The sequence below is a fragment of the Gordonia sp. N1V genome (genome assembly GCF_029269935.1).
Classification (GTDB): Bacteria; Actinomycetota; Actinomycetes; order Mycobacteriales; family Mycobacteriaceae; genus Gordonia; species Gordonia polyisoprenivorans.
This window is the reverse complement of the sequence record NZ_JARJDD010000010.1, coordinates 56,046-82,700: the sequence shown is the minus strand read 5'-3', so window position 1 is coordinate 82,700 and position 26,655 is coordinate 56,046. Positions and strand designations below refer to the sequence as shown.

Genomic DNA, 26,655 nt, shown 5'->3' with positions numbered 1-26,655 from the left:
GGAGTGAACTCTGCCAGGGCGGGTGGCGAGGGCGCAAGCGAATAAACGCTCAGCGGATCAAGCCGCGCTCGAAGGCCACCCGCACCGCTGCGGCGCGGTCCTTCACGCCGAGCTTGGGGTAGAGCCGCAGCAGGTGCGTCTTCACCGTGGCCTCACTGATCATCAGCTCGGCGGCCACCTGACGATTGGTGCCGCCACCGGCCACCGCCCGCAGCACCTCGCATTCGCGTTCGGTCAGCGCCTCGAACCGGTTGCGGCTCATCAGACTTGCCGCAGCACTCGGGTCGAGGGCGCTCTGACCGGCTGCGGCGCGGCGTACCGCGGCGATGAGATCGGCACGCGGCGTCGCCTTGAGAAGGTATCCGTCGGCGCCTGCGTCGACCGCGGCCCGGATGTCGGTGTCGGTGTCGTAGGTGGTGAGCACGAGTATCCGTGGCGCGTCCGGGTTCTCGGCTCGCAGCACTCGGATCGCGCCCACCCCGTCGAGTTCGGGCATCCGTAGATCCATCAGCACGACGTCGGGGTGCAGTCGGGCGATCGTGGTGAGTGCCTCGGCTCCATCGGCGGCCTCGCCGATCACCGACATCCCGGGCTCCCGCTCGAGCATGCCGCGAATACCGTCGCGTACCACCGGGTGGTCGTCGACCACGACGATGCTGATCGTCGTATCCGTGGCGTCGCGCATCATCGCCTCGTCTCCGCTCGATCCGCCGAGTGCGGCGTGCCCACGCAATCGGTCGACGCCGGGAACGGTAGCGCCACCGAGATGACACAGCCGGCTCCCGGTTCGGCTTCGATCTCGAGTGTCCCGTTGATCAGCGCGGCGCGTTCGGCCATGGCGGTCAACCCGAAACCGCCGTCCGGACAACGCCGCGTCTCGTCGGGGGTGAAACCGCGCCCGTTGTCCCGGATGTCGAGCAGCAGGGTGTCGTCGAGGTAGGTCAGGGTCGTCACCACCTGGGTGGCTCCGGAATGACGGGCCACGTTGGCCAGTGATTCCTGGGTGATCCGCAGCAGCGCATCGTCACCCACCAGCGGGCGTGGGGAGCCGTCGACCCGTAGCGTCGCCGCGATGTCGTGACGTCGGGAGAACAGTGCGAGTTGCTCCTGCAGGGCGGTGGCCAGGGACCGGGCGGCCAGCGGTAGCGGCTGCAGGGCGTTGACCGCTCGACGTGCCTCGCCGAGCCCTTCGCGCGCAAGGGCTTTCGCGTTCTCGACGCGATCGCGCACCGAGGAGGCGAGATCGTCCTCATCGATCGATTGGAGCTGGGTGACGACGGCGACGAAGCCCTGGGCGACGGTGTCGTGCAGCTCGCGCGCCAACCGGGCCCGCTCGTCGTGGACACCACTGCGGCGGGCCTGCTCGAGGAGCTCCTGCTGGAGTTCGGCGTTGCGAGAGCGTTCGGCGATCAGCTCGTCGGTGAGTTCGCGGCGCCGCAGCAGGGTGGACTCACGGGCATCGATGACGGCCACCACCGCCAGACCGATCACCACGTTGAGCGCCCAGCACAGGATCGAGGCCCACCACGGGTCGAGGAGATTGTGCCAGCCGTTGCGCTGGGTGGCGGTCATCAGCACACACGAGCCGGCGACGCACAGCAGCATGGGCGGCCCGGTGAACAGGGACGCGTAAAGCATGTAGCCGGCCCACGACGCGATCCCGGCCATCGGTGTCACGGCGATCGCGGCGGCCAGCAGTGCGGTGGTGATCCCGAACACCGTGAACCGCCGCCACATCGGCGTGATGTCGATCCGGATCCAGAATTCGGTGAACGCCATCAACGTCAGCATCAGGACGGCGCCGATCACATGGTGCAGATGGGTGGCCGGCACGAGCTGGGCGACCACCAGGCCCGCGAGAGTGAGCACGCGCAGCCCCCACACCTCCGATTGCGGCGGCAGCAACGTATCCGGCCAGGTCAGCGTCGTCCGGCAGTCGATCCACCGGCCGTGGGGCTCGCGTTCTCGAATGCGATGCAGGAGGATGCTGCGAGGCCGGGTGCTCGGTGGCCGTGGGTTGCGGCGTCGGGTGATGCCACGCGGGCGAGGGTGCAGCGCCGCGCGGTTCTCCGACGCGGCTATTCCCACTGGAAGGTCCGCATCGCGATGATCGTGGCGAGTGCTCCCCACACGACCAGTGTGCCGAAGAAGCCGATCGGGGGCCAGCCCGTGGTCGCCGTGTCCACCAATGCCTGGGTGCCCGCGCCCGACGGCGTCAGATTCGAGATCGTGTGCATCCATCCGGGCATCGTCGACCGCGGTATCCACAGGCCCGCGAAGAACTGCAACACGAAGAACGCGAGGGTACCAAATCCCGCTGCCACCTTGGCATTACGGAACAACGACGCGATCACCATGCCCAGGCCGAGAAATGCCCAGCACGACAGCAGATAGCTGACGACGAAGCCGAACAGATGGTGCGGCCACTGGCCGGAGATGATGCCGGGGATCACCACGATCAGCGCGAGGCACACCAGCGACACTCCCATGATGAGCACGAACTGGGCGGTCAACAGCAGGAAAGGGGAGACCGGGGTGGTGCGTAATCGCTTGAGCACACCCATTTCCCGGTACCGGGTGAGGACGTCGGGCAGCGCCTGGACGGCGAGCATCGACAGCACGAACAACACCAGGATGGGCTGGTACACCTGAAAGGTGCTCAGGCCTCCGAAGGAGCCGACGGGCTTGCGGGCGGCCGGGATGGCGGCGATCACGATCGCCGCGGCGACCGGCAGGATCACCGTCCAGAGGACGACACCCGGGTTGCGTACGAGAAGCCGGGCTTCCGAGGCGATCATGGCAGTGGCGGCGCTCATCGTCGGGCTCCTTGCGTCGTGTCGGTATCGGCGTCGGTTGGGGGGTCGGGCTCGGTTGCGGTGGTGAGCGCCAGGAAGGCGTCGTCGAGGCTCGGCTGGTCGACGCGCAGCTTGCGGCAGGCGATCCCGCGCTCGTGCAGCGCGATGATGACCGCCGACGCCACGTTGTCGGTTCCGGTGACGATCACCCTCTCGCCGCTGTGGTCGATGCGGTGGACGTCGGGTAACGCGCTCAGTGCGTCGACGTCGACAATGGCGTTGGGTACGAACGACATTCGCTGGTCGGCGTGCACCGACGCCGCCAACTCCGCCGGGGTGTCGAGCGCGACGACCCGTCCGTCGTCGATCACCGCGACGCGGTCGCACAGACGCTCGGCCTCCTCCATGAAGTGGCTGACGAGCAGCAGCGTGACGCCGGTGTCCTTGAGGTCCTCGAGCAGGCCCCATACCTCGCGGCGGGCGCTGGGGTCGAGGCCGGTGGTGAGCTCGTCGAGGATCGCGACCTTCGGATTGCCGATGAGCGCCAGTGCCACCGACAGCCGCTGTTTCTGCCCGCCCGAGAGCTTGGCGAAATAGGTGCGCTCGTGTGCGCGCATGTCGAGCCGCTCGAGCAGTTCCCGCCAGTCGCGCGGCGCTTCGTAGAAACTCGAATACAGGCGCATCACCTCACCGACGGTCTGCTTGTCGGGAAGTCGGCTCTCCTGCAACTGGATTCCGAGTGCCTCCCGCAGGCCGCGGTCCTCGTCGGCCGGGTCGAATCCGGCGACGCGGACGTGCCCGCCGTCGCGTTTGCGAAGACCGCCGATGCACTCGACGGTCGTGGTCTTGCCCGCGCCGTTGGGGCCGAGGATGCCGAAGATCTCGCCCTGCGCCACCTCGAAATCGACACCACGAACGACCTGCTTGTCGCCGTAGCGTTTCGTCAGTCCTGCGACCTCGATCATTGCCATGACATCCAGCATGGCCGGATCGAGCGGACAGCGGATCCACCGGATGACCACACCTCGGTCAACCGATCGGTGGACGCGGGGTGGGCTCGCGGCCTGAGGTGGTTCGGACGTTCCTCCCCAAGGTTCTCGTTCTTCCCCTGGCAATTTCTGAGGGAAGAACGAGAGTCTTGGGGAAGAATCGGGAAAGGGGCCGGTCAGCTCGCCAGGAACGCCGCCACCGTCGCCTCGAAGTCCTCCTTGGCCTCGATCATCACCCAGTGGCCACACCGCGGAAAGATGTGCAGTTGTGCGTCGGGGATCAGCCGCATCGGCGCCAGCGCCATGTCGGGGGGACTGACGCGGTCGTCGCGGCCCCAGGTGAGCAGCGTCGGGCAGGAGATCTTGTGCATCATCGCCCAGTACGGCGGGATGTCGGCGGTCGCCATGAACCGCTGTTGCATCGCGAAAGATGCTGAGCCGTACATTGTTCTGGCCGTGGCCAAGGCGTCGGGATTCATCGCCACCTCCCAGCGCTCACTGATGAGTTCCTCGGTGACCAGGGTGCGGTCGTAGACCATCGCGGTCAGCCAACGGACGAGTTTGTCGCGATCGGGGTCGTCCGCGAACTCCTGCAGGAGACGGAGGCCTTCGCTCGGGCTGGGGCTGAACAGGTTGGGGCCGACGCCGCCGATGGTCACCAGCTTCTCGACGCGATCGGGTTTGCGGATGGCCAGGTTCACCCCGACGACGCCGCCCATCGAGTTGCCGATCATCGGCGCCGAGGCGATCCCGAGTGCGTCCATGAAGGTGATCACCGATTTACCTGCGGTCAGTACCGGCATGCCCTCCCACGCATCGCTGACCCCGAAGCCGGGGAACTCGATGACGTAGCAGTGATGGGTCTGGGCGAAAAAGCCGAGGTTACCGCGGTAATTGCGCCATCCGGTCACGCCCGGGCCGGAGCCGTGGAGCAGGATCAGCGGCGGTGCATCGGCAGCGCCGGCCTCGTGGTAGCGCAGCACGCCCTTGTCGGTGGTCAGCTCGCGTCGGGTCGCGTCAAAGGAGACATCCACCCCCACAGACTAGAACGTGTTCTAGTTGTTTGTCATCGGGGTCGGCGGTCAGGTGCCGAGCGCTTCGGCTTCCTCCTCGCCGAACCGCTCCTCGAGTTCGGCAGGGGAGTAGTCGAGGTCGATCTCGGCGACGTCGCGACCGCGGGCCGACTCGATCGCATGCAGCCGTCGCTGCGCGCGATCGGCGGCGTAGGCGAGGAACTCGTTGTTGTCCAGGCCGAACGGTTGCTCGTCGAACTGCTCGTTGACCCACGTGATCATGCCCAGCGCCAACGGCATCAGCTCGCCCATCCGGGTGTTGATCGCCTCCCACAGCGAGTCGTCGGCGGCCACGTGACGACGGCAGGTGAACGTCCCCCAGGCCATGTGGCGCCGCTCGTCGTCGCCGATGAACCGGATCAACCGCTGCATGCCGGGGAAGATGCCGTGCCGGGTGCACACGGTCTGCCACGCGTGATAGCCCGTCAACGCCAGTGACCCCTCGATGACGTGGTTGTAGGTGACGCTGGCGCGGATCTGATGGAGCGGGGACGGGTCGTGGTCGAGGACGTGCAGGCTCTGCGGCAACTCCTCGTAGAACAGCTGACGGTAGTAGGGGTTGTCGGCGACGAAGGACTGCAGATCGTCGTCGAGCCCCACCGCATCCATCCACCGCCGGAACACCTGCGTGTGCTTGGCCTCCTCGAAGCAGAACTGCGACAGATACATCTCGTCGCCGAAGCGCCCCTCGGCGGCCATCGCCTTCATGAACGGCTGGATGTCCTGGGTGACGGCTTCTTCACCCGCGATGAACTGACTGACCAGAAACGTCGTGCTGCGTCGTTGCTCGTCGGTGATCTCGTGCCAATCCTCGGAATCACGGCTGAAGTCGATCGCGGCCGGATCCCAGAACCGCCCATTGCCTTTCACGAACAGCCGCAAGGGAAACGAGTCCCAGTTCAGTCCACCGCGACGCAGCGAGGCGAAGTCCGATCGCGTCGGGCTGGAGTGTTCGGCGAGAGGCTTCTGGGCGATGGTCATCGGGGGTCACCTGCTTTCCCTGTGCGGTGAGTCCGACGCTATCGGGTTACCCGCCGGTTGGGGTTCGGAATCGCTCAACCCTCAGGAAACATTGCCCTCCGACGCCCGAGTACCTGTGGTGACCGGATCGCCGGAGTCCTCGTCGGGCTCGGATCTCTTGTGGGACAGGCTGCTTGGCCACCAGATACGGCTCCCGATGTCCAGTGACAGGGCGGGTACGAGCAGGGTCCGCACGATCAGTGTGTCGACGAGGACGCCGAAGGCCACGAGGAACGCGACCTGCACGAGGAATAGCAGCGGGATCACCGCCAGGGCCGCGAAGGTGGCGGCGAGAACCACACCGGCAGAAGTGATGACGCCACCGGTCGAGGTCAACCCACGGATGATGCCCGCGCGGGTGCCGTGCCGGATCGATTCCTCACGCACCCGGGTCATCAGGAAGATGTTGTAGTCGATGCCCAGGGCGACGAGGAACACGAACGCGAACAACGGGACCACCGGGTCGGCGCCGGGGAAACCGAAGGGGCCGTTGAAGAGCAGGGCCGAGACACCGAGCGTGGTCGCGAACGACAACACCGTGGTCGCCAGCAACAAGACCGGCGCGAGGATGCTGCGCAGCAACAGGATCAGCACCGCGAGGACCACGATGAGCACGATCGGGATGATCAGATTGCGATCGTGGATCGCGGTGGTGCGCGTATCGAGGTCGACCGCCGTCGTACCACCGACCTTCGCGTCGGCCCCGGAGATCGCATGCACCTTGGTGCGGATGCGTTCGACGGTGTCCTGCGCGGCGAGGGACTCGGCGTTGTCCGACAGGGTGGCCTGCACCGCGACCTCGCCGTCGCGGACTACGGGCGCGCCGTTGCTGCTGAGCACACTGACCTGCGCGACGCCGTCGACACCGCGGGTCGCGGCGACGACCTCGTCGGCGCGATCGGCACGGGTGAGAATCCACGTCGGGGTGCCGGCACCGGCGTCGAAATGCTGTGCCTGCAGTTGCGCGCCGGCGACCGAGTCGACGTCCCCGAGGAAGAAGTCGGTCTGGGCGATGCCGTCGGCCTTGAACATCGGGGCGAACGACGCGCCGATGACCAGCAGGATCAACGTTGCGATCCACACGGTGCGGGGCCGCGCCGCGACCCACTGGGCGATCGCGTACCAGAAGCGATGGGTGTTCGAGGTGGCGTCGTCGAAGTCGGCGCTGGTGGCGCTGTTGCTCTTGGCGTCGGTCTTCGTGTCGGGGTCGGGCGTCTCGACCAGGTGCGGGCGCAACGGCCAGAACGCGGCTCGGCCGAGCAGGGCCAGTGCGGCCGGCAAGAAGGTCATCGACGCCAGGAACGAGGCGACGATCCCGAGCGCGGCGACCGGTCCGAGGCTGCGGTTGGAGTTGAGGTCGGAGAACAGCAGACACAGCACGCCGAGGATGACCGTGCCCGCCGACGCCGACACCGGCTCGATGGTGGCCCGCCACGCCCGGCGCAGCGCCGTGTACTTGTCGGCGGTGTGCATCAGTTCCTCCCGGAACCGCGACACCAGCAGCAGCGCGTAGTCGGTGGCGGCGCCGAAGACCAGGATGAACAGGATGCCCTGGCTCTGTCCGTTGAGTTCGAGCCAGCCCTGATCGGCGGCGAAGTACACCGCCCCGGAGGCCAGACCGAGCGCGAAGACCGCTGAGATGAGTACGACGAAAGGCAGGATCGGGCTGCGGTAGACGACGACGAGGATGAGCACGACGACGGCACCGGCCACCAGCAGCAACAGACCGTCGATGCCGGCGAACGCCTCGCCGAGGTCGGCGACCTGCCCGGCCGGGCCGGTGACCTTGACCTCGAGGCCGTTGGGTGGATTGGCCAGCGAGTCCCGCAACGTCTTGACGGTGTCGGCGGGCTCGCCCTTGGTGGAGATCGGGATGAAGACCTCGGCGGCCTTGCCGTCCTTGGAGCCGATGACCGGCGAGAACGCCGATGCGAAGCCCTCTTTGCCCTGCAGTCGCTGGGTCTGCTCGGTGAGGTAGGCGCGGTCGGCGGCCGTGATCCCCGAGTCGCGGACCGCGATCACGATGGCCGGGATCTCGGTGGTGTCCTGGAACCGGGACAGTTGATCGTTGACCTGGGTCGACTCGGCCGAGGCCGGCAGGAACGCGGTGTTGTCGTTGGTCGAGACCGAGGCGAGCTTCCCGGCGAACGGCCCGAGCCCCCCGCCGATGATCAGCCACACCAGGATCAGCAGGGCCGGGATCAGCCAGCGCAGAAACGAGCGCCGGGAAGGTCGAGAGTCGGGCATTTCCGAACTGGCCATGCGGTCATCCTTTCACGAGTCCGGAAGCCATTCGGTGCCGCGGCGGGATCGGAGGGGTCCTGGTGCCCGGCGAACCGTCCGCGTCGGTACTTGCGTACCGATCGCGGTGACGACGACGCCGGTTGCTGTGTAGATGTTTTGCGGCGGAACCTATCTCACGAAATCCATGCCGAGGCGTGCATGGATGGACGACGATGGCGACCGGGGCATTCGACTGTGCCGAGAAAGGGGCAGAACCATGAAGACCAAGGGCGCGATCCTGCGCGAACCCGGACAACCGTGGCAGATCGAGGAGATCGAGGTCGGCGACCCGGTCGCCGGCGAGGTCCAGGTGCGCTTGGCCGCGTCCGGGCTGTGCCATTCCGACCACCACCTGCGCACCGGCGACAGCCCGGCACCGATGCCGGTGCTCGGCGGACACGAGGGCGCCGGGGTGGTCACCAAGGTCGGTCCGGGTGTGACGCGGCTGGCCGAAGGTGATCACGTCGTCACCGCATTCATTCCGGCCTGCGGCACCTGCGAACCGTGTTCGCGGGGATTGCAGAACATCTGCGACGAGGGCGCACGGCTGCTGACGGGACTGTCGATCTCCGATGACACCCACCGCCTGCACACCGCCGACGGCACGCCACTGACGCCGATGTGTCTGCTGGGCACCTTCGCGCCCTACATCACCGTCAACGAGGCCTCGTTGGTCAAGATCGAGGACGACATCCCGCTGCGCGAGGCGGCGCTGCTCGGCTGCGGTGTGGCCACCGGATGGGGATCGGCCGTCGAGATCGGCGACACCCACACCGGCGACACGGTGGTCGTCATCGGCATCGGCGGCGTCGGGATCAACTCGATCCAGGGTGCGGCCGCGGCCGGCGCGCGCTACGTGGTCGCCATCGACCCGGTGCCGTTCAAACTGCAGATGGCCGAGAAGCTCGGAGCGACACACACCTTCGCCTCGATCGAGGAGGCCGCTCCGGTTCTGGGCGAGATCACCTGGGGCAAGATGGCCAACACCACGGTGATCACGGTCGGCGAGATCTTCGGTGACATCATCGCGCCGGCGTTGAGCCTGACCGGCAAGGGCGGCCAGGTGGTCGTCACCGGCATGGGCAACTTCGCCTCGATGGACGTCAAGCTCAACCTCTTCGAGCTGACCCTGCTGCAGAAGCGGGTCCAGGGTGCGATCTTCGGCGGGACCGGACCGCGTACCCAGATCCCGAACCTGTTGCGCGAGTACCGGGCCGGGCGGCTGAACCTCTCGGATCTGATCACCACAACCTACCGACAGGATCAGATCAACGAGGCCTACGACGACATGCTGTCGGGCAAGAACATTCGCGGCATGATCGTCTACGGCGACGACGACTACTGACCTGCACCGAAGTTCGACACCGCGCTAACCGACCGGCCCGTCGTGGCCGGTCGGTTTGCGTCGTGCACTGACCAGCAGGCTCAGGAACCGGATTCCGAGGCCGAGTAGGGCAAAGGTGCTGACCATCTGGATCGACACCGCGACACGGGTTTCCTGAGCGACGGCAGCGATGTCGCCGAATCCGGTGGTCGTGAACACCGTCAGACTGAAGTACAGCGCGTCGATCCGGGTGAGTTTCTCGGTGAAACTACCGTGATCATAGTCGGAGAAGATGAAATACATTGTCGCGAAGGCGATCACGTAGAACGTGGCCAGCGCCACCAACATCTCGAGGGCGGTGACCACCGGGTACGGTGACCGCAGGAAGTGGTGGATCTCGTAGCCGCAGAACGCAATCAGCAATGCAACACCAACCAGGAACCCCAGGGCCTTGGAGTTGCTCGCGGCGTTGATCGGCAACAGGAAATAACCGAACAGCAAGATCACACCCGCCGCGATCGGCCGTACCACGCCGGCGGCCATCTCGAGGCGGGTGACCTCGTGGCCGCCGATCAGCCGACGGCGATGCGGTTCACCAGATCCGGACACGATCGGCGTCCGGGAGGAACAGAGCATCGCCCTCGGTGACGCCGAACGCCTCGTAGAACGCGTCGATATTCCGGACGACCCCGTTGCAGCGGAACTCCGGCGGCGAGTGCGGATCGATCGACAGTCGGCGGATGGCCTCGGCCTCACGGGTTTTGGTGCGCCAGATCTGCGCCCAGCTGTAGAACACCCGCTGGGTTCCGGTGAGGCCGTCGATCTCCGGCACGTCGGTCCCCGAGGTTGCGAGATCGTAGGCGACGAGCGCGATCGACAACCCGCCGAGGTCGCCGATGTTCTCGCCGATGGTGAACTCGCCGTTCACCTTGTACTTCTCGTCGAGACCCTCGGGTGTGAACTCGTTGTACTGATCGATGAGTGTGCGGGTGCGAGTGGAGAATTCGGCGCGGTCGGCGTCGCTCCACCAGTTCACGAGGTTGCCGTCACCGTCGTACTTGGCGCCCTGATCGTCGAACCCGTGGCCGATCTCGTGGCCGATCACCGCGCCGATGCCGCCGTAGTTGGCGGCGTCGTCGGCATCGGGATCGAAGAACGGTGGCTGCAAGATGGCCGCGGGGAAGACGATCTCGTTCATCCCCGGGTTGTAGTAGGCGTTGACCGTCTGCGGCGTCATGAACCACTCGTCGCGGTCGACCGGTGCGCCGATCTTCGCGAACTCCCGATCCTGCTCGAAAGACGCGGCGCGCGCGACGTTTCCGATGAGATCGCCACGATCGACGGTCAGCGCACTGTAATCCCGCCAATGCGCCGGGTAGCCGATCTTCGGGGTGAACTTGCCGAGTTTGGTCAGCGCCTTCTCCCGGGTGGCCGGGGTCATCCACTCCAGTTCGGAGATGTTGCGACGGTAGGCCTCAACGAGATTGCCGATCAGTTCGTCCATTCGCGCCTTGGCCTCGGGCGGGAAATGCTTGGCCACATACAGTCGTCCGACGGCGAAGCCCATCGCGTTCTCGACGAAGCCCACGCCCCGCTTCCAGCGGTCCCGATTGGTCTCCGCGCCGGTCAGGGTGCGACCGTAGAAATCGAAGTTCTCGTCGACGAATGCCGAGGACAGATACGGCGCCGCTGTGCGCAGCAACCGCCACGACAACCAGGTCGTCCAGTCCGACAAGGGGGCCTGGGCGACGAGCGCCGAGACGTCGGTGACGAAGGACGGCTGCCCCACGACCACCTCGGCGAACGTGGTGTCGCCGACCGTGCCCAGACCGCCGAACCACGAGTGAAGATCGAAACCCGATGCCGCGGAACCGAACTCGTCGAGACTCATCAGGTTGTATGTGAGCTCCGCGTCGCGACGGCGGACCACGTCCCAATGGTGGCCGGCGATCGCGGTCTCCAGACGCAGTACCGTGGCCGCCCGGTCGTCGGCGTCGTCGAAGCCGGCGAGGGTGAACATCTGCGCCACATGCGCCCGGTAGGCGTCCAGCGTCGCGGCGTGCTTGTCCTCGCGGTAGTAGGACTCGTCGGGCAGGCCGAGTCCCGACTGCACGACGTGCACGAGGTAGCGGTCGGACTGGCGGGCGTCGGTGTCGACGTAGAACCCGAAGAGCCCGCCGACGCCGTGCCGCTGCAGCCGACCCATGCGTGCGGAGAGCTCACTGACGTCGGAGATCGAGGCGATGGCCTCGAGCTCGCCGGAGATCGGGCCGATGCCGAGCGCTTCGATGTGCTCGGTGTCCATGAAGGAGCCGTAGAGATCGCCGATCTTGGCGGCGTCGGTGCCGCTCTCGGGATTCGAGTCGGCGGCTTCGACGATGATGTCGCGGACGTTCTCCTCGGCGCGATCGCGCAGCACGTGGAAGGCACCGTCGACCGATCGGTCCTCGGGGATGGTGTGGGACTCCAGCCACTTGCCGTTGACGTGGGTGAACAGGTCGTCCTGGACGCGCACGGCGTCGTCGACCCAGTCGAGGTCCAGTCCGGAAGCGGGGAGAGAAGTATTCGACACAGTCACGCGTTCCATCCTGTCACCGCCGTCGCGATCCGTCAGCCGGCATGGTCGGGTAGGGATCACGGGTGTTCGCGAGAAACATCGGATGAGTGCGGTCAGTCCGACGTGGCCGCCCTGCCTCTCGCCTGTTTTCAGTCATCCGGCGAGTAGCTCGACCGCAAAAGCCCAGGTCAGCGAGCGCGGCTACTGGAGAAATGACTGAAAACAGGCGATCGGCTCAGAACTCTTCGAAAGCTGAGTTCAGAACTCCCCGAGTGCCGAGTTCATCGCCCAGTACAGGATCTCGGCGTTCTCGCCGGCCGTCAGCTCCGCGTCGTCGACGTCGGTTCCGCGTGCGGCGTCCCCGGCGCCGAGCTCGATGGGTGCCTGCGGGTCGTCGGCGTCCACCGAGACATCCGCCGACCCGGTGACGACGAACAGATGGGTGAACCGTGCCCCGGGGAGCTGGATCGTCGAGCCCGCCGCGGGTCGGGCGGCATACAGTGTCGCGCCGGCGTTCGCGATCGAAATGGCCGCCTCGTGGGCGGGATCGCCGGAGGCCACCGTCACCAGGGCGCCGGTGGACAGCTCCGCGGAGATGTCGCGCTGGGCGTAGGAGGGGGACAGACCGTGACTGTCGGGCATGACCCACATCTGCACGTAGTGCGTGGTCGAGGTACCCGACCCCGGCAGGTCGGGCCAAGGGTCGTTGCGCTCGGAGTGGTCGATACCGCGTCCGGCGCTCATGCGTTGGGCCAGGCCGGGGACCACCACGCCCGCATGGCCCTCGGAGTCACGGTGAACCAGCGAGCCCGAGCTCACCCATGTGACGATCTCGGATTCTTGATGATGATGTGATCCGAAACCACAATCGGGCGGTAAAAATTCTTCATTAGATGCAATTAAGGCACCATGATGGGTGTTGGCTGGATCATAGTGATCCCCGAAGGAGAAGCAATGGTAGGAGGTGAGCCAGGCGGTCGCCGTCAGGCTCCTGTCTCCGGCCCGAATGACCGTGTAGCCCATACCCCATTATGGGCATCCGAGAGCAGCACGGATTCGGGCCCGTCGCGCGCTGCCCGCACTCCGCAGCCCTCGCCACGGTCGCCGTCGGGTCGTCATCGCGCCGCGGACGACGAAGCCGAGGCGTGGCCCGTACCTCGCGGGCCCCGCGATCGCCGCTTCGACGACAGAACGCCGGTCCGCGCCCCCGGCCGCTCACCCGCTGTCAACAGGCGTGCGGTACCCGGAGCTCCGTCCGCGCAGCGGGCGGTCGGGCCATCCCGGCGGCAAGCGCCGCCACCGACCCCGCGGCAAGCGCCGCCGCCGACCCCGCGCCCCCGCGCGGGTGACATGCCCCCGCGATCCGGTACTCGGTCCGCTGCGGCGTCGCACCCCGACGCCGTGCGCCCAGACCCCGTGCGTACTGCCAAGCACTCGCGCGCCGACGCCCCGCCCAGGTCGTCCACGTCGACAATCGCGGCACCCACGGCACGCGACAGCGGGACGGGCGGCACGTCCGATGAGGGCGTCGTGTCACTGACGAAGACGGCCACTCGCGACAAAACCGCGGCACGAGACACGATCGTGACCGGTCCGAATCCCGACTGCAAGCCCACGGGATCGAAATCGCGTGTGACTAGAGTGAAAATTGTGACTATGGGTACTCGTGTGAAGTGGGCGGTGTTGGCCGCGTGCGTCGTGCTGATCTGTGCGGCCGCATTCGGCATCAAGGAGTTGGTCGCACCGACCCCCGACACCGGTGCCAAGGCAGCGATCAATGCCTTCGCCGCGGCATGGGGACGCCAGGACGCGGCGGCGACGGCGTCGCTGACCACCGCACCCGGCCAGGCCGGTGAGTCCTTCACCCAGACCTTCCAGGCGATGAACGCCCGTGAGGTCGACGTCGAGGTCCGCAAGCCGGTCGAATACAGCGACGGCACGGCGTCGTTCTCGCTGCAGACGACGTGGAAGTTCGACGCCGACCACAGCTTCACCTCGACCACCTCCGGCGGTGCGCGGCACCTGTCGACCGGGTGGAAGGTCACCTGGGACCCGGGCGTGATCTATCCGGGACTGCCCGCGGGCGGCAACCTGCGGGAGATCCGCACCGATGCCACACCGGCGCCGACGGTCACCAGCCGCTCCGGCAAGACTTTCATGTATCTGCAGCCGGTCAACGAGATCGTCCTCGACCCCACCCAGACCCGCAACGTCAACGCCTCTGCGGCGGCCCTGGCCAACGCGCTCGCCCCGATCGCCCCCCTGATCACCACCTCGGTGATCAATCAGAAGCTGGCCCAGACGCCGGGTCAGGCCATCACCGCGGTCACCCTGCGCAACTCCGACATGGCTGTTCTCAGTCGTGACCCGGCGTCGGTGCCCGGGGTCACGGTGCGCAAGGCCGGCATGCTCGTCATGGCCGATCGGCGCCTGTCCTCACCGTTGGAGGCGGGTCTGACCAATTACTGGCAGGCCATCCGCGACGCCACCGCCGGCTGGCAGGTGCAGATGGTCGGGCCGGGATTGGCCCCGCAGCGGCTCGACGGCGAGCAGGGCCCGCCCGGGCCTGCCGTGTCCACCTCGGTCGATCAGGGCGTCCAGCTCAGTCTCGGTGACGCCGCCGTCGAGGTCGGCCAGCCGGCGACGATCATGGCGCTCGACGCCAAGACCGGGGCGATTCTCGGTGTGGCACAGAATGATTACGCGGCCGGCCGGGGCAACAACCTCGACGCCGCCTACCCCGTCGGCACCACCCTCGACCCGGTGCTCGCCGCCGTCGACAAGGCTGCCCGCGCCAACCAGGAGACCACCGATCAGGTGCTCGATCGGCTCGGCCTGGGCGTGCAGTTCACGATCCCCGGCGCCAGCGCGCCGGCCCAGGGGTCGGGCGTCGCGACGATCGACCTGCAGTCGGCGGCGTCGCGGATGTCGATGACCAACATGGCCGCGCTCGGGGTGGCGATGGCGCGCAGTGCGTCGGGCACGATGAGCTCGGTGGCGCCCTACGTCATCAACGGTGTACCGACCAAGGTTGCGGGCGGATCGCTGGGGAATCTCGATGCCGGACTGACCACTCCGATCTGGGCCGCGATGACGAGCACCGCCAAGACCGGCGACGCCAGTGACCTCACCGGCGCTCCCGGGTTGCGTGCGCTGGTCGGCACCAACGGACCCGAGGGCCCCGGATGGTTCGTCGGCGTCCAGGGCGGCAAGGTCATCGTCATCTACACCGAGGGACCGAAGTCCGGGACCGCAGCACTGCAGGTGGCGCAGAAGTACTTCCGGATCAACTGAGTCATCAACCGCGACCCGGTGTGGACCGAGGCCCGATCGTGGCCGGCTACTGCGCGGCGTCGGCCGGTCGGGGTGGTTCGGCAGTCGCCGTGCGCCGCAGGATGAGAGCTGCCAGCGCCCGCCAGCCCAGGAGCACCAGGCCGAGGAACAGTGTCGCGACGATGATGAAGCTCACCTCGGTGCCCTCGTGGAGCAGATACCGCAGGATCATGCCGACGGTGACGGTGCAGAACCAGATGGCCAACCCGGCCGGTGCCAGGCGCTCCGGGCGGAAGTCGCGACCGAACCAATCGCTGGAACGGACGTGGGAGTAGACGTAGACGATCGACCAGCCGACCGCTGTCCCGGCGAGGAACGGCCACAGCGTCTGAGCCACACCGAGCGGGTTGAAACCGTTGTGGTGTGAGGCCCGTCCGATCAGCACGAACACGGATACGGCGACGATGTCGACGAGTGCGGTGACCGGCAACTGCACGTGTGCAGACGCCTGTGACTGGGACCTGGCCCCCCTGGTGGCCATGTCAGGACTCGACATGGTCATCCACGGTAGCCCGAAATCCTCGTCAGGCCGAACTCGCTCCGTCATTCGGAGGATCCACCGCGGCCCTCGGCGCGCGGTGTTTGGTCGGATGTGCCGGGCTCGTCGTGCTCCTCGAGCTCGTCGATCACCATCTCGCGTTCGCGGTCGTAGGTGGCCTCGAGTTCTCCCTTGTCGCGGATACCCGTCCGGAACTTCGCCAGGATGACGACCCATCCGATTGCTGCGATCAGCACGTAGCTGACGATCCGATAGACCAGCACGGCGGTCAGCGCGTCCGCGGCCGGCATGCCCGCGGTGGTCAACGCCGGCACCAGGACCGCATCGACGACACCGATCCCACCGGGCAGCAGCGGCACCGCGGTGCCCACCGCCTTGCCGGCGGCGTAGGCGACCATCACCCCCGAGATCGACGGGTGCACGCCGACCGCCCAGCACGCGAACATCAGACAGGCGATGTCGGTGACCCAGTTGAACAGGCTCCAGCCGAACGCGATGGTGGTGTCGCGGCGGGTCAACTGCACCGCGCGGAGCTGTTCGAGGACCTCGTTGAACCGCTCCAGGCCCGAGTCCTCGGGCTTGTTGCGCAGATGGTTGTACCAGCCCAGAACCCGTTCGCCGGTGGACTGCAGCGACTCGGGGTGGGTGGCCAGGTACTGCAGGACGAGCGCGACGGCGACGAAGCCGACGATGGAGAACATCAGCGAGAACGGGTTGGTCTTGGCGCCCGCGAGCACCGCGCCGCCGAAACCGAGGACGGCCAGACCCACGCCCGCCAGCAACCCCGACATCACCACCTGCCAGGACGCGACGACCGGCGTGGCGCCCCACTTGCGGGTTTCGCGATAGGTGAACGCAGGCGCCAGCACCTGACCGCCGGGCATCGTCTGCGACAACGAGTTGGCCGCCAGCACCACCGCCAACGATTGCAGCTGCCGGACCCGTACCCCGGCCGAGCGCAGCAGCGCCCGCTGGACCTGGGCGAAGCTGTCCATCGAGAGCACGGCCGCGACGATGCACGCCACCAGCCACACCCAGTCCAGATCGCCGGTTCGGTGCCAGACCTGCTCGAGTTTTGGCCAGATCAGCACCACCTCGACCGCGAGAATCGCGATCACCAACGCGAGCAATACCCATCGGAGCCACCAGAATCGGCGACGCAATGCCGGATGCGCGCCGACCGACGGATGCTCCGATGACATAGCCATCACCCTAACGACCGCTACGCTGACAATTGTGAACGATGGTTCCCCGGCGGGCTCCGCGTCCGGCGACGGTGACGACGGGTCCCAGCCAGGTGTGTCCCAGCCAGGTGTGTCCCAGCCGGGTCGGGGTCTGGCCGACCTCGACCGGTCGTCGGTACATCCGATGGTCCGCAAGGCGGCCGAGTGGAGTTGGCGGCTTCTGCTGATCCTGGCGGCGATCTACGTCGTGGGTCGGCTGTTCAAGAAGTTCGACGAGGTCACGGTGCCACTGGCATTGGCGATCCTGCTGTCGGCGTTCTTGGTGCCCGCCGTCGATTTCCTCAATCGCCGTCGGGTTCCGCGGTCGCTGGCGGTCGTCATCGTGATGCTCACCGCGCTCGGCGTGGTCGCGGGTGTGCTGACCTTTGTCGGGCGGGCCTTCGTCAGTGGGTTCCCGCAGTTGACCAATGAGGTGGTCGCGACGATCGACCAGACGCGAAAGTGGTTAACCAACGGGCCATTGGGTATCGACCCCTCGCAGGTCAATCATCTCGGCAACAACATCATCGACCTTATGCAGCACAATCAGGCAAAGCTCGCCAGTGGCGCACTCGCCACCGCGACCACCGCCACCGAGCTGGTCACCGGCCTGCTGTTGATGATCTTCCTGATGATCTTCTTCCTCTACGGGGGCGGTCAGATCTGGGAGTTCTGCGCGCATCTGATCCCGCGCGGCTCCCGGGAGAAGGTCGTCGCGGCGGGGGTCGCCGGTTTCGGCACGCTGGTGGCGTATGTGCGTGCGACCGTCGTGGTCGCGCTCGTCGACGCCGTCTGCATCGGGATCGGTCTGGCGATTCTCCGTGTGCCGCTGGCGCTTCCGCTGGCCACGGTGATCTTTCTGTTCTCCTTCATCCCGATCGTCGGTGCGCTGATCAGCGGAACCCTCGCGGTGATCATCGCGCTGGTCACCCAGGGCTGGCTGACCGCGGTGATCGTGCTGGCGATCCTCGTCGGCGTCATGCAACTCGAAGGGCATGTGCTGCAACCGTTCCTGATGGGTCGTTCGGTGCGATTGCATCCGGTTGCCGTGGTCCTCGGGATCGGCGCGGGCATTGTCGCCTCAGGAATCGTCGGCGGTCTGCTCGCTGTGCCCGTGATCGCCTTCGCCAACACCGCGATCCGCTACCTGCGCGGCACCCCGCTCACCGAGGTGATCAAGGGCGACAAGGGGTTCGAGGCGGCACCCGATCCGCCGATCTGGGATCGATTACATCTCGATCAGGCGATCGTCGACGCCGAACAACTCGCCGAGGAGATCGGCGACGACGATGCGGACGCCGACCGCAACGGGCCGGAGCCGGACCGCGAGAACCCCGATCGCACGGACGCGGGCCCGGAGGATTCCGGCCGCAAGCCCTGAGGTCTCAGTCGGCCGTCTGGCCGCTGCGGCTGCGACGCAGCAACTCGTGCACGCTGATCCGATCGTCGTCCTCGGTGTCGCGGGCATGACGATCCGATGTCGTCCGGTCACGGCCCGGCGAGGTGGCTCGCGGGTCGTCGGCGGACGGCGCACCCGCGCGATCGGGTCCGGTACGACCTGGTGCCGCCGGATCGGGGACGTCGGCCGTGGTGGTCGGGTCCGCGGTGGTCGGATCACTGACGGCGCGCGGCGGCACCAGCCGCGACGATCCCTGCGACAGACCACGATCCATGGGTGAGGGGCGGTCGGGACGTGCCTCGGTGGGGGCCGGGCGACCGCGTCGAGAGCGTTCCTCCGGGCTCAACGATGCGGCCAGCGGACGCTGGCCGGTCTGGTCGAGCTCGGGCCGACGCGACAGCGGTGATCCCGGTCCCGGTTGTGGCCCGCTCGCGCTGCCGGGTGGAGGTCCCGAGGGCGGTGGTGCTGAGGGCGGTGTCGGCGGACGGCGGGTCAGGTCGGGACGTGCACGGTGACCCGGCTGCGATTGAGTGCCCCGCTGGGGCCGGCCTGTCGCCGGCGGTGCGGTTCGGGGGCGCGGCGCGCTCGGTGGTTGCGGAGTACTCGGTGGTTGCGACCGTGCTGCGCCCGACGTGCCCGGGGCGCCCGAAGTGCTTGGCGCGCTGGGCGATTCCGCTGCGCCTGCGACCGGTCCGGGTGCACTGAGGCGGATGCCGCCCTCGCCGAGGCTCCACCCACCGGTATCGGGGCGGTCCTGTGTGTTCGGCGAGTAGCGCCGCGGCGGGGCCGGCGGTGCGTCGGCGGGCGCCGAGGCCACCGGCCGAGGTGCCCCTGGACGGGGGCCGGTCGTCATGCGCGGCGCAGGCATGTCACCCGACGGAGGTGCGGACGGACCGCGTCGTGCAGTGGCCGGCGGTGTGGGAACCTTCTGCGCCGGAACCTTCTGGGTGGGAACCCGTTGCGGCCGTGCGCGGTTCGGCGCTGATGAGGGTGCGGCCGATGCGGGTGTGGCAGGCCTGCGGGGTCCGCCCGGTTCCACGGTTTGCGGGGTGGCCCGCCCGGCGCGGCGTCGCGTACCCGCCGCCGACGGCGCTGCGGCCATCACCGATGTCGGGACCTCCGAGACCAGGGTGCCCGCACTGATCGCGCGTGGCGCGACGGCGTCGGGACGCTTGTCGTCGGGTTCCTCGTCGAGAATGATCTCGCCCAGGCCGATCTTGCGCTGCAGCGTGCGCATCCAGCGCGGTGCCCACCAGCAGTCGTCGCCGAGCAGTTTCATCACCGACGGCACCAACAGCATGCGAATGATGGTGGCGTCCAAGATGAGTGCGGCGATCATGCCGTACGCGATGTACTTCATCATCACGATCTCGGACAGGCCGAACGCGCCGGTCACCACCACGAGAATGGCGGCGGCCGCGGTGATGATGCGACCGGTCAGCGCCGTGCCGACGCGGATCGCCTCGGTGGTCGACGCGCCGCGCTGTCTCGCTTCGACCATGCGGGACAACAGGAATATCTCGTAGTCCGTGGACAGGCCGAACACAATCGCGATGATCAGTACCAGCACCGCGGCGAACAGCGGGCCGGGGGTGAAGTTGGCGATGCCGGCACCATGGCCGTCGACGAAGATCCATGTCAGGATGCCCAGCGTGGCGCCGAGACCCAGCACCGACATCAACGCCGCCTTGATCGGCAACACCACCGACCCGAACGCCAAGAACATCAGCAGCCCGGTGATCAGCACGAGCATCAGTGCCATCAACGGAAGTCGTTGCAGCAGAGCATCAATGGAGTCCTGCGTGAGCGCCGGCGTGCCGGCCACCCACATGCGCATACCGCTGGGCACATCGATCTTGCGCAGATCCTTGATCGCCTCACCCGCGGTGTCCCGATTCACCAGGCCCGCCGACATCTGCAGCACCTGTAGTCCCGACGATCCGTAGCTGCCGGTGAGGGCGCCGTCGTCGGCGGAGGAGCTGAATTTCTTGGTGAAGCCGGGGACCTTGTTGGCCTCGTCGGCGATCTGCGAGATCGCATTACCCGCCGACGAGTTGTTCTCGTCGTACATGATGACGAGCTTGATGTCCTCGGTGCGTTCGGTCGGGAAGTACTTGTCGAAAGCCTCCTGCGCGACCCGGCTCGGATTGTCCGGCGGCAGGTACTGCTCGCTGATACCGCCGAACTTGATGCCACCGAACGGGATCGTCAATACCAGCAGCAAGAGGACGGTGGGTACCGCGGTGGCCACCGGGTGCTTCATCACCCAGCCCGAGAGCCGGCCCCAGAATCCGTTCTCGATCTCCTCCCGCGACTTGGTGCGGCCGGTGAGGTCGGCGACGCGGTGGTCGAGCCGATCGGCGCCCGACGGGGAGAACTTCCGCACGATCGGGAACAGGGTGTAGGAGAGCATCCAGCGCAGCGAGAATGCGTCGACGCGCGGCCCGAGGATGCCCAGGAGTGCGGGCAGCACGGTGATCGAGAGGATCGCCGCCAGCGACACCGACGCGATCGCGCCGTAGGCCACCGACTTGAGGAAGCCCTGCGGCATGATCAGCAGACACGCGATCGCGGCGACGATGATCGTCGCCGAGAACACCACCGTCTGACCGGCGGTCATCACGGTTCTTCGTACCGCGGCTTTCGTCGAATACCCTTCGGCGAGTTCTTCTCGGAATCGGCTGACGATGAACAGCCCGTAGTCGATGGCGATGCCCAGACCGATCAGGGTGACGACCGACTGGGCGAAGATGTTCAGTTCGGTGACCTGGGCGATCGCGTTCATGATGCCCAGCGAGCCGGCGATCGTCAGACCGCCGATGAAGACCGGCAGGCAGGCGGCGATGACACCACCGAAGATGAAGAACAACATCAGCGCGACCAGTGGCAGGGCGATGATCTCGGCGCGGTGGATGTCGGCGTCCATGCCGCGGGCCATGGCTCCGGCGACCGGCTGCAGACCGGCGAGTTGGAACGTGGTGCCGGCCGGTAGGTCGTAGCGCTGCGCGATGTTGTCGAAGAACGGCTCGATCGTCTTGAAGTTGTTGAGCACCGTGGTGTCGTCGTTGCCGGCGACACCGATACTGATGAACGCCCGCTGCTGATCAGGGGTGATCGTGCGGGATCTGACGATGTCCTGCGCGGCCTTGCCCGCGGCATCGGTCGGGGTGAAGAACGGGTCGATGACCTGCTGGTTGTTCCGCAGCGCCGACTGTTCGCCCTCCGGAGTGGAGGTGTCGCCGTTGTAGGCGCGCTGCACGACCGTCGGATATTTGGTCAGCAGGTCGTCGACGAATTTCTCGACCTTCGTGCTGATCTGCGGGTCGGTCACCTTGGTGCCGGGCGGGGCGGTGATCAGCAGGATGACGTCGGAGCGGTGATCGCGGCCGAGGGCGGTGTCGGCGACGACCGAACCCTTCGACGACTGCGACGTCGGATCGAACCACCCGCTCTGGCTGAGATGCTTGCTGAGTCCGAGGCCGTAGAGCCCCAGTCCGCCCATCAACACCACCAGGACGGCGATGACGGCGAAGCGCATCCGATAGACGAATGTGCCGATGGCTCCGAACACGCCGAGTCCTTTCTGAAAGTCCGGGGAAGAATTGTCGCAGCGCCTCCTGAGCTCTCCCTGAGGTACTGCTCGTGAGGCCCCCGACGCCTCGTTACTGCGGTTGTGCCACCCGGCTCACCGGAGAAGCGCCGACAGCGGCCGGAACGGCGCCAGCCACGCGCCCTCGTCGGGCAGCGAGTCCAGGCCGATACGCGGTAACGGTTCGCGGAACACACCGGGGATGTCTTCGAGATCGACGAACTCGAGTCCGTCGGTCGTCAACGCCCAGCTGGCGTGCTCGCGGAACCCGATCACGGTGACCGGGACACCGTCGGCGACGATCTCCAACAGTGGTTCCCGGAACGCCTGCCCGTCGGCAGACGCCACGATCAGTCCGGCTAACCCCACAGTGTGCCTGCGCAACTCGATGTGGTCGAGCATGTCGGAGTCGACGTCGCTGTCCTCGGACACCTTGGGCTTGGCGAACACGGCGTAGCCGACGTTGCGCAAGGCCTCCACCCACGGCCGAACGACATCGGCGCTACCAGGCACGATGTTGGTGAACACGGTCGCCTCGGGTTCCACGGGATGCCCGGCCGCCGAGCCGTCGGCGGCTGTGTCGAGTTCCACGTCGCCGGCCGCGCGTCGACCGGACAGATCGGCTGTGCGGGTCAGCATCCACCGCCCGAGAGCGTCGAAACGTGGGCGGTGCGCCGCGGTCGGCCGACCGCCGAGGATCGCGCCGAGACCCATGTCCATGTTCGGTGCGTCCCACACCAGGAGCATGCGCGGGGCGCCGCTCTGGCCGGCGATCGTGTCGGCGAATCGACCGCCGGGCGGGGTCGGTGCGGCGTCGTTCATCGATTCTCCTCGGCCCTGGTGGGTGGGTCCTGCGGCGGCTTGACGTAGACGAACTCGTTGACGTCGCGGCCCTCGCGTTCGGCGCGTCCCTCGAACTTCGTCGTCGGACGGCTCAGCGAGATGGGTGTCGGGCGGGTCGCCGGCACCACGTGCGGCGCGGCCGGGTCCTGGGTGGCCAGGATCTCGGCGATCCACTCGGCGTAGTCGGCGTGGTCGGTGGCGATGTGCAGGATCCCACCGTCGACGAGGCGGTCGGCCATCAACTCGACGGTGCCGCGCTGGATGAAACGGCGTTTGTGGTGGCGGGATTTGGGCCACGGGTCGGGAAAGAAAACCCGGATACCGGTGAGACTGCGCGGTGCGATCAGTTCCCGCAGCACCACCAGTGCGTCACCGCGGATCATCCGGATGTTGGTGAGACCGCTCCGATCGATCAGGCCGAGAAGCTGCGCGAGCCCCGGTTTGTAGACCTCGACGGCGACGACGTCGACGTCGGGTTCGGCCTGCGCCATCGCCGCGGTCGAGATCCCGGTGCCGCTGCCGACCTCGAGGACCCGCGGCGCGTCCCGGCCGAACGCGGCGGCCATGTCCATCGGCGGCTCCGGCGTCTGATCGGCACCGGTGGCCAGATCGCGGCCCAGACGGGGCCACAGGGTCTCCCAATTGCGCTGCTGGTTGGGCGTCAGGGTGCCGCGCCGGAACCGGAAGCTCGTCACCCGCGGGTACAGCCGGGACCGATCGACGTACTCACCGGCGGGCTGGTCCCGAATGGATTCACCCTGCTCACGCCCGGTGGCGTCGGCGGCAGGGGGCACCGGTCGGTCAGTGTTCACCGGTCCATCGTGTCCTATCGCCGTGGAGAGGTCATCCTCGACACCCTGGGCCTGTGTATTTCTGTGCCGCACGTCGGGCTTGTCCGGGTTAGGCTGCCAGACCAGGGGAGATGTGGGGGAGAGGTGAATGACCGATCGACGTGGTGAGCTGGCGCAGGTGCTCGATGGCGCTTCGTCGGCGGTGTGTGACGCCCTGCCCGGCGCGGTGCGCGCCGAGGTGTCGGCGGCGGCGCGCGATCACCGGCGCGCCCTGACGATCGCGGTCACCGGCCGCCCGGGCACCGGTCGCGACACCATGACGCGGGCGGTGCGGGAGCGGTTGCGAGTCGGCGCGCTCGGCCCCGGCGAGGACCCCGACGCGATCGACGGCGCCGACCTCTGGGTGCACGTGATCGTGGCCGCCGTACGCCCCGCCGACCACGAGATCCTGGCGTCCTTGCCCGCCGAGCGCACGATCGTCGTCCTCGGCAAGGCCGACACCCACCCCGATCCGCGCGACGCCGCGCACGCAGCGGCCGATGCCGCCCGGATACTGGGCCGACCGGTCACTGCCGTCTCGGCACTTCTCGCCTGCGCCGATGTCACCGAGGCGGAATGGACCTTTCTCGCCGACCTCGTCGCCCGCGACGAGCAGATGCCGTCGATGGCCGGGCACTTCCTCGTCGGCGATCCCGGCGGACGCGAACGCACAGTGCGACGTGGTCTGCTGCGGCGCCTCGACCGGTTCGGTATCGAGACCGCTCTCGACCTGATGGGTGCGGGTGTGGTGGCCGACGTCGACGGTCTCAATGCGACATTGCACCGGCTCAGTGGCATCGAGGCGCTCGTCCCGACGGTCGCCGCGTGCGTCGACGAGGTCCGTGGGCGTCGGGAGGGCGTGGTTCGCGATCGTCTGGAGGGTCTGGCGGTTGCAGGCGTCGCTCGCGAGGGGATCGAGCAGCTGTTACGCGTGCCGGAGGTGGTTCGGTGAACGCCACCGCTGCGCAGCAGATCACCCCAGACGGAATCACCCCAGACGGAATCACCCCAGACGGGATCTACCACCAGGTCTGGCAGGCGACGGGATTCGACGCGACGTGCATGCCGGAGCCCGGGGCTTCGATCGTAGTGGCCGGGGCGGTGGGTTCGGCCGTCGACGATCTGCTGGCCGCCTGCGCGGCGGTCGCCCCAGACCTACCGATCTCGGCGACCGGTTCCGGCCTGGGAACCGGTGGGATCGGCTCGGGCCTGATGGTGCTGGGTCCGTCGTCGGACCTCGATGCCGACGAGGTCGAGCTGTTCGTGCGGTTGCGGACCGAGGTGGGCACGGTTGCCCTGGTGTGCACCGGAATCGACGCATTCTGGGAATGGCCGCGACGGTTGCGCGCACAGCGCGCCGTTCTCGATCCCGCCGAGGAACTCCCGGTGTTCGCGGTATCGGCGGCGGCTGCGCTGGCCGGCGCGGTCGACGAGTCCGGCCTGACCGACCTGGTGGCCTGGATGCACGAGGGTCAGATGCGCCCGATCGAGCAACGCATCGAGCAGGCCCGGCTCGCGGCGTGTGTGACGGCTCTGGACCGGCGTATCCGCGACGACCATCTCTCGTCGGCCGCCACTGCGCACACCGACCCGGACGACCTGATGCGTCGCCGACGGACTCTGGTGGCCACCCGCGACCGCGGACGTACCGACCGGCTCGCGGCGGTCCGCGCGGGCGTCGCCGGGGTCCGCACGGCCACGATCGCCGACGCACAGACCGGGTTCCGGGCGCTGCTCGCCGCGGCGAACCGTCGCTGTGCGCACGCCACACCCGGCGAGCTGGCGACCCATCTGACCTGGCTCGACGCCGAGATCGCACAGGTCAATGCACGGGTGGACGCCGTTCTCGACGACCGGCTCGAGGCCGTCGGGGCCACCGCGTTGCTCGGCGTCGACGGCGACGAGCCGGGTCGCGGAGCCGGTCCGGCGGGACAGGCGGTGTCGGCGGTGCGTCGTGCCCCGCCGACCGGTCGTCGCGGCGCCGAGGACGCGCTGATGGTGCTCATCGGGGCGTCCACCGGAGTCGGCGTCGGCCGCCTGATCGTCTCGCCGATGGAGACGGTGCACACGCTGCAGTGGATCTCGATGCCGTTGACCCTGGTGATCGGCGTGGCCGTGGCGTTCTGGGTGATCCGGATTCGCCGGGCGGCTGCGCGACGCACCGATCTGCGGTCCTTCTCGGCCGAGGTCCTTACGGAGGCTCGTGGTCGGCTCGAACAACGCATCGCCTCACGGAGCACCGAGGCCGAATCACGTCTGGCCGGGCAGATCACCCGGCATCATGAACGACGGGTCCGCCAAGTCGCCGCCGACGTCGCCGACATCGACGCGTCCCTGCGCCGCTTGCGCGCCGGGCCACCGTCCGGGGCCACCGCGGAGTCGGCCCGGTTGGCCGGGTTGCGGCACACCGTTGCGGCACGGCTGGCCGAGGCGTCGCGGGCGAAGGTATGGGCCGAGACGACCACCGCACCCGCGGTCACGAGGAGTGAGCAGTGATGGAACCGTTCGTACTGGGCGAGGGTGGCGACCCGGACGACGCGGCGGCCGGGCTGTGGCACGGCGATGCGGAGATCGAGGACGCCGCCCATCTCGCCGGACTCCCCGACACCCCGCTGCCCGGTGAGGAACCCGACACCGGCGCCGACGACCACCTGTGGATGTATGAGGACGGTCGGGTGTGGGATCTCGGTCCCGCCGACGTCGACACCGACGCCGACGGCGTCGCCGACTCGTTGACCCGGACCGGCCCCGACGGCATGACCGTCTACACCGACCGCGATCACGACGGGCGGGTCGACACCGTCACCCATATCGGGTCCGACGGCGACTACGAGGCGCACCGGCTGGCCGCCGACGGGCGCACCTGGGTACCGACCGATTCGGGCAGGCTCGACTGAC

General features: G+C 67.7%; 21 protein-coding genes. 6 read left to right on the top strand and 15 right to left on the bottom strand.

Features of this window, described 5'->3' with window-relative positions:
• Positions 1-49 precede the first annotated feature (49 nt).
• The 7 genes from P3L18_RS14595 to P3L18_RS14565 all read right to left on the bottom strand — a co-directional run bounded on the left by P3L18_RS14595 (position 50) and on the right by P3L18_RS14565 (position 8,139).
• On the bottom strand, positions 50-685 hold the full coding sequence (locus tag P3L18_RS14595) for a response regulator transcription factor (RefSeq protein ID WP_276114455.1): 636 nt from the start codon (positions 683-685) through the stop codon (positions 50-52).
• On the bottom strand, positions 685-2,088 hold the full coding sequence (locus tag P3L18_RS14590; protein WP_276114454.1) for a sensor histidine kinase: 1,404 nt from the start codon (positions 2,086-2,088) through the stop codon (positions 685-687). Before P3L18_RS14590 ends, P3L18_RS14595 begins: the two co-directional genes overlap by 1 nt.
• Positions 2,079-2,816 (bottom strand): ABC transporter permease, encoded by a 738-nt coding sequence (locus P3L18_RS14585; protein ID WP_020172596.1) that lies wholly within the window; start codon positions 2,814-2,816, stop codon positions 2,079-2,081. Before P3L18_RS14585 ends, P3L18_RS14590 begins: the two co-directional genes overlap by 10 nt.
• Complete coding sequence (locus P3L18_RS14580) at positions 2,813-3,766, bottom strand: ABC transporter ATP-binding protein (protein ID WP_211542798.1); 954 nt, start codon at positions 3,764-3,766, stop codon at positions 2,813-2,815. Before P3L18_RS14580 ends, P3L18_RS14585 begins: the two co-directional genes overlap by 4 nt.
• A 194-nt stretch (positions 3,767-3,960) precedes the next feature.
• Positions 3,961-4,818 (bottom strand): alpha/beta fold hydrolase, encoded by an 858-nt coding sequence (locus P3L18_RS14575; RefSeq protein ID WP_276114453.1) that lies wholly within the window; start codon positions 4,816-4,818, stop codon positions 3,961-3,963.
• Positions 4,819-4,866: 48 nt separating this feature from the next.
• Positions 4,867-5,838 (bottom strand): R2-like ligand-binding oxidase, encoded by a 972-nt coding sequence (locus tag P3L18_RS14570; protein ID WP_079931395.1) that lies wholly within the window; start codon positions 5,836-5,838, stop codon positions 4,867-4,869.
• A gap of 81 nt (positions 5,839-5,919) precedes the next feature.
• Positions 5,920-8,139: an MMPL family transporter gene (locus P3L18_RS14565; RefSeq protein ID WP_276114452.1), complete on the bottom strand. Its 2,220-nt coding sequence runs from the start codon at positions 8,137-8,139 to the stop codon at positions 5,920-5,922.
• A gap of 238 nt (positions 8,140-8,377) precedes the next feature.
• On the opposite strand from P3L18_RS14565, the gene P3L18_RS14560 reads away from it, so the two are divergent.
• On the top strand, positions 8,378-9,505 hold the full coding sequence (locus P3L18_RS14560; RefSeq protein WP_006369386.1) for an NDMA-dependent alcohol dehydrogenase: 1,128 nt from the start codon (positions 8,378-8,380) through the stop codon (positions 9,503-9,505).
• Positions 9,506-9,529: 24 nt separating this feature from the next.
• Here P3L18_RS14560 and P3L18_RS14555 read toward each other — a convergent pair whose 3' ends face one another.
• From P3L18_RS14555 to P3L18_RS14545, 3 genes are all read right to left on the bottom strand, one after another.
• On the bottom strand, positions 9,530-10,093 hold the full coding sequence (locus tag P3L18_RS14555) for a potassium channel family protein (RefSeq protein WP_240524086.1): 564 nt from the start codon (positions 10,091-10,093) through the stop codon (positions 9,530-9,532).
• Positions 10,077-12,071, bottom strand: coding sequence for a M13 family metallopeptidase (locus tag P3L18_RS14550; protein ID WP_276114451.1), 1,995 nt, complete (start codon positions 12,069-12,071; stop codon positions 10,077-10,079). Before P3L18_RS14550 ends, P3L18_RS14555 begins: the two co-directional genes overlap by 17 nt.
• A 228-nt stretch (positions 12,072-12,299) precedes the next feature.
• A complete protein-coding gene (locus P3L18_RS14545; RefSeq protein WP_276114450.1) occupies positions 12,300-13,064 on the bottom strand; it encodes a pirin family protein in 765 nt (254 codons plus the stop codon).
• A 633-nt stretch (positions 13,065-13,697) separates the two neighbouring features.
• On the opposite strand from P3L18_RS14545, the gene P3L18_RS14540 reads away from it, so the two are divergent.
• Positions 13,698-15,335, top strand: a complete 1,638-nt coding sequence (locus P3L18_RS14540; RefSeq protein ID WP_276114449.1) for an NTF2-like N-terminal transpeptidase domain-containing protein — start codon at positions 13,698-13,700, stop codon at positions 15,333-15,335.
• Positions 15,336-15,381: 46 nt separating this feature from the next.
• On the opposite strand, the gene P3L18_RS14535 is transcribed toward P3L18_RS14540, so the two are convergent.
• The gene (locus tag P3L18_RS14535) at positions 15,382-15,870 is read right to left on the bottom strand and encodes a DUF3054 domain-containing protein (protein ID WP_051110367.1); all 489 of its coding nucleotides are present in this window, start codon (positions 15,868-15,870) and stop codon (positions 15,382-15,384) included.
• Between the two features lie 47 nt (positions 15,871-15,917).
• The gene (locus tag P3L18_RS14530) at positions 15,918-17,075 is read right to left on the bottom strand and encodes a YbhN family protein (RefSeq protein ID WP_276114521.1); all 1,158 of its coding nucleotides are present in this window, start codon (positions 17,073-17,075) and stop codon (positions 15,918-15,920) included.
• Between the two features lie 112 nt (positions 17,076-17,187).
• Between P3L18_RS14530 and P3L18_RS14525 the strand changes: the two genes are divergently transcribed.
• Positions 17,188-18,477 carry an AI-2E family transporter gene (locus P3L18_RS14525; RefSeq protein WP_276114520.1) on the top strand — a complete coding sequence of 430 codons (1,290 nt, stop codon included), beginning with the start codon at positions 17,188-17,190 and terminating at the stop codon, positions 18,475-18,477.
• A gap of 4 nt (positions 18,478-18,481) precedes the next feature.
• Here P3L18_RS14525 and P3L18_RS14520 read toward each other — a convergent pair whose 3' ends face one another.
• The 3 genes from P3L18_RS14520 to trmB form a co-directional block, all read right to left on the bottom strand.
• A complete protein-coding gene (locus P3L18_RS14520; RefSeq protein WP_276114448.1) occupies positions 18,482-22,066 on the bottom strand; it encodes an MMPL family transporter in 3,585 nt (1,194 codons plus the stop codon).
• A 114-nt stretch (positions 22,067-22,180) separates the two neighbouring features.
• A complete protein-coding gene (locus tag P3L18_RS14515; RefSeq protein WP_006369395.1) occupies positions 22,181-22,906 on the bottom strand; it encodes an NYN domain-containing protein in 726 nt (241 codons plus the stop codon).
• A complete protein-coding gene (trmB, locus tag P3L18_RS14510) occupies positions 22,903-23,676 on the bottom strand; it encodes a tRNA (guanosine(46)-N7)-methyltransferase TrmB (RefSeq protein WP_276114519.1) in 774 nt (257 codons plus the stop codon). The genes P3L18_RS14515 and trmB overlap by 4 nt, the downstream gene beginning before the upstream one ends.
• Positions 23,677-23,866: 190 nt before the next feature.
• Between trmB and P3L18_RS14505 the strand changes: the two genes are divergently transcribed.
• The 3 genes from P3L18_RS14505 to P3L18_RS14495 are packed head-to-tail and all read left to right on the top strand — an operon-like array spanning position 23,867 to position 26,654.
• Entirely contained in the window at positions 23,867-24,709 is an 843-nt protein-coding gene (locus tag P3L18_RS14505) for a hypothetical protein (protein ID WP_276114447.1), read from the top strand.
• The gene (locus tag P3L18_RS14500) at positions 24,706-26,253 is read left to right on the top strand and encodes a hypothetical protein (protein WP_276114446.1); all 1,548 of its coding nucleotides are present in this window, start codon (positions 24,706-24,708) and stop codon (positions 26,251-26,253) included. Before P3L18_RS14505 ends, P3L18_RS14500 begins: the two co-directional genes overlap by 4 nt.
• Positions 26,253-26,654, top strand: coding sequence for a DUF6802 family protein (locus P3L18_RS14495; protein ID WP_276114445.1), 402 nt, complete (start codon positions 26,253-26,255; stop codon positions 26,652-26,654). Before P3L18_RS14500 ends, P3L18_RS14495 begins: the two co-directional genes overlap by 1 nt.
• Position 26,655 lies beyond the last annotated feature (1 nt).

What these genes read in the sequence shown, in the direction of transcription:
- P3L18_RS14570 (WP_079931395.1), bottom strand. Translation starts at nt 5,838, where the DNA reads ATGACCATCGCCCAGAAGCCTCTCGCCGAACACTCCAGCCCGACGCGA.
- P3L18_RS14515 (WP_006369395.1), bottom strand. Translation starts at nt 22,906, where the DNA reads ATGAACGACGCCGCACCGACCCCGCCCGGCGGTCGATTCGCCGACACG.
- P3L18_RS14545 (WP_276114450.1), bottom strand. Translation starts at nt 13,064, where the DNA reads ATGGGCTACACGGTCATTCGGGCCGGAGACAGGAGCCTGACGGCGACC.
- P3L18_RS14580 (WP_211542798.1), bottom strand. Translation starts at nt 3,766, where the DNA reads ATGGCAATGATCGAGGTCGCAGGACTGACGAAACGCTACGGCGACAAG.
- P3L18_RS14550 (WP_276114451.1), bottom strand. Translation starts at nt 12,071, where the DNA reads ATGGAACGCGTGACTGTGTCGAATACTTCTCTCCCCGCTTCCGGACTG.
- P3L18_RS14495 (WP_276114445.1), top strand. Translation starts at nt 26,253, where the DNA reads ATGGAACCGTTCGTACTGGGCGAGGGTGGCGACCCGGACGACGCGGCG.
- P3L18_RS14505 (WP_276114447.1), top strand. Translation starts at nt 23,867, where the DNA reads ATGACCGATCGACGTGGTGAGCTGGCGCAGGTGCTCGATGGCGCTTCG.
- P3L18_RS14595 (WP_276114455.1), bottom strand. Translation starts at nt 685, where the DNA reads ATGCGCGACGCCACGGATACGACGATCAGCATCGTCGTGGTCGACGAC.
- P3L18_RS14530 (WP_276114521.1), bottom strand. Translation starts at nt 17,075, where the DNA reads ATGTCATCGGAGCATCCGTCGGTCGGCGCGCATCCGGCATTGCGTCGC.
- P3L18_RS14565 (WP_276114452.1), bottom strand. Translation starts at nt 8,139, where the DNA reads ATGGCCAGTTCGGAAATGCCCGACTCTCGACCTTCCCGGCGCTCGTTT.
- P3L18_RS14535 (WP_051110367.1), bottom strand. Translation starts at nt 15,870, where the DNA reads ATGTCGAGTCCTGACATGGCCACCAGGGGGGCCAGGTCCCAGTCACAG.
- P3L18_RS14540 (WP_276114449.1), top strand. Translation starts at nt 13,698, where the DNA reads ATGGGTACTCGTGTGAAGTGGGCGGTGTTGGCCGCGTGCGTCGTGCTG.
- P3L18_RS14560 (WP_006369386.1), top strand. Translation starts at nt 8,378, where the DNA reads ATGAAGACCAAGGGCGCGATCCTGCGCGAACCCGGACAACCGTGGCAG.
- P3L18_RS14585 (WP_020172596.1), bottom strand. Translation starts at nt 2,816, where the DNA reads ATGAGCGCCGCCACTGCCATGATCGCCTCGGAAGCCCGGCTTCTCGTA.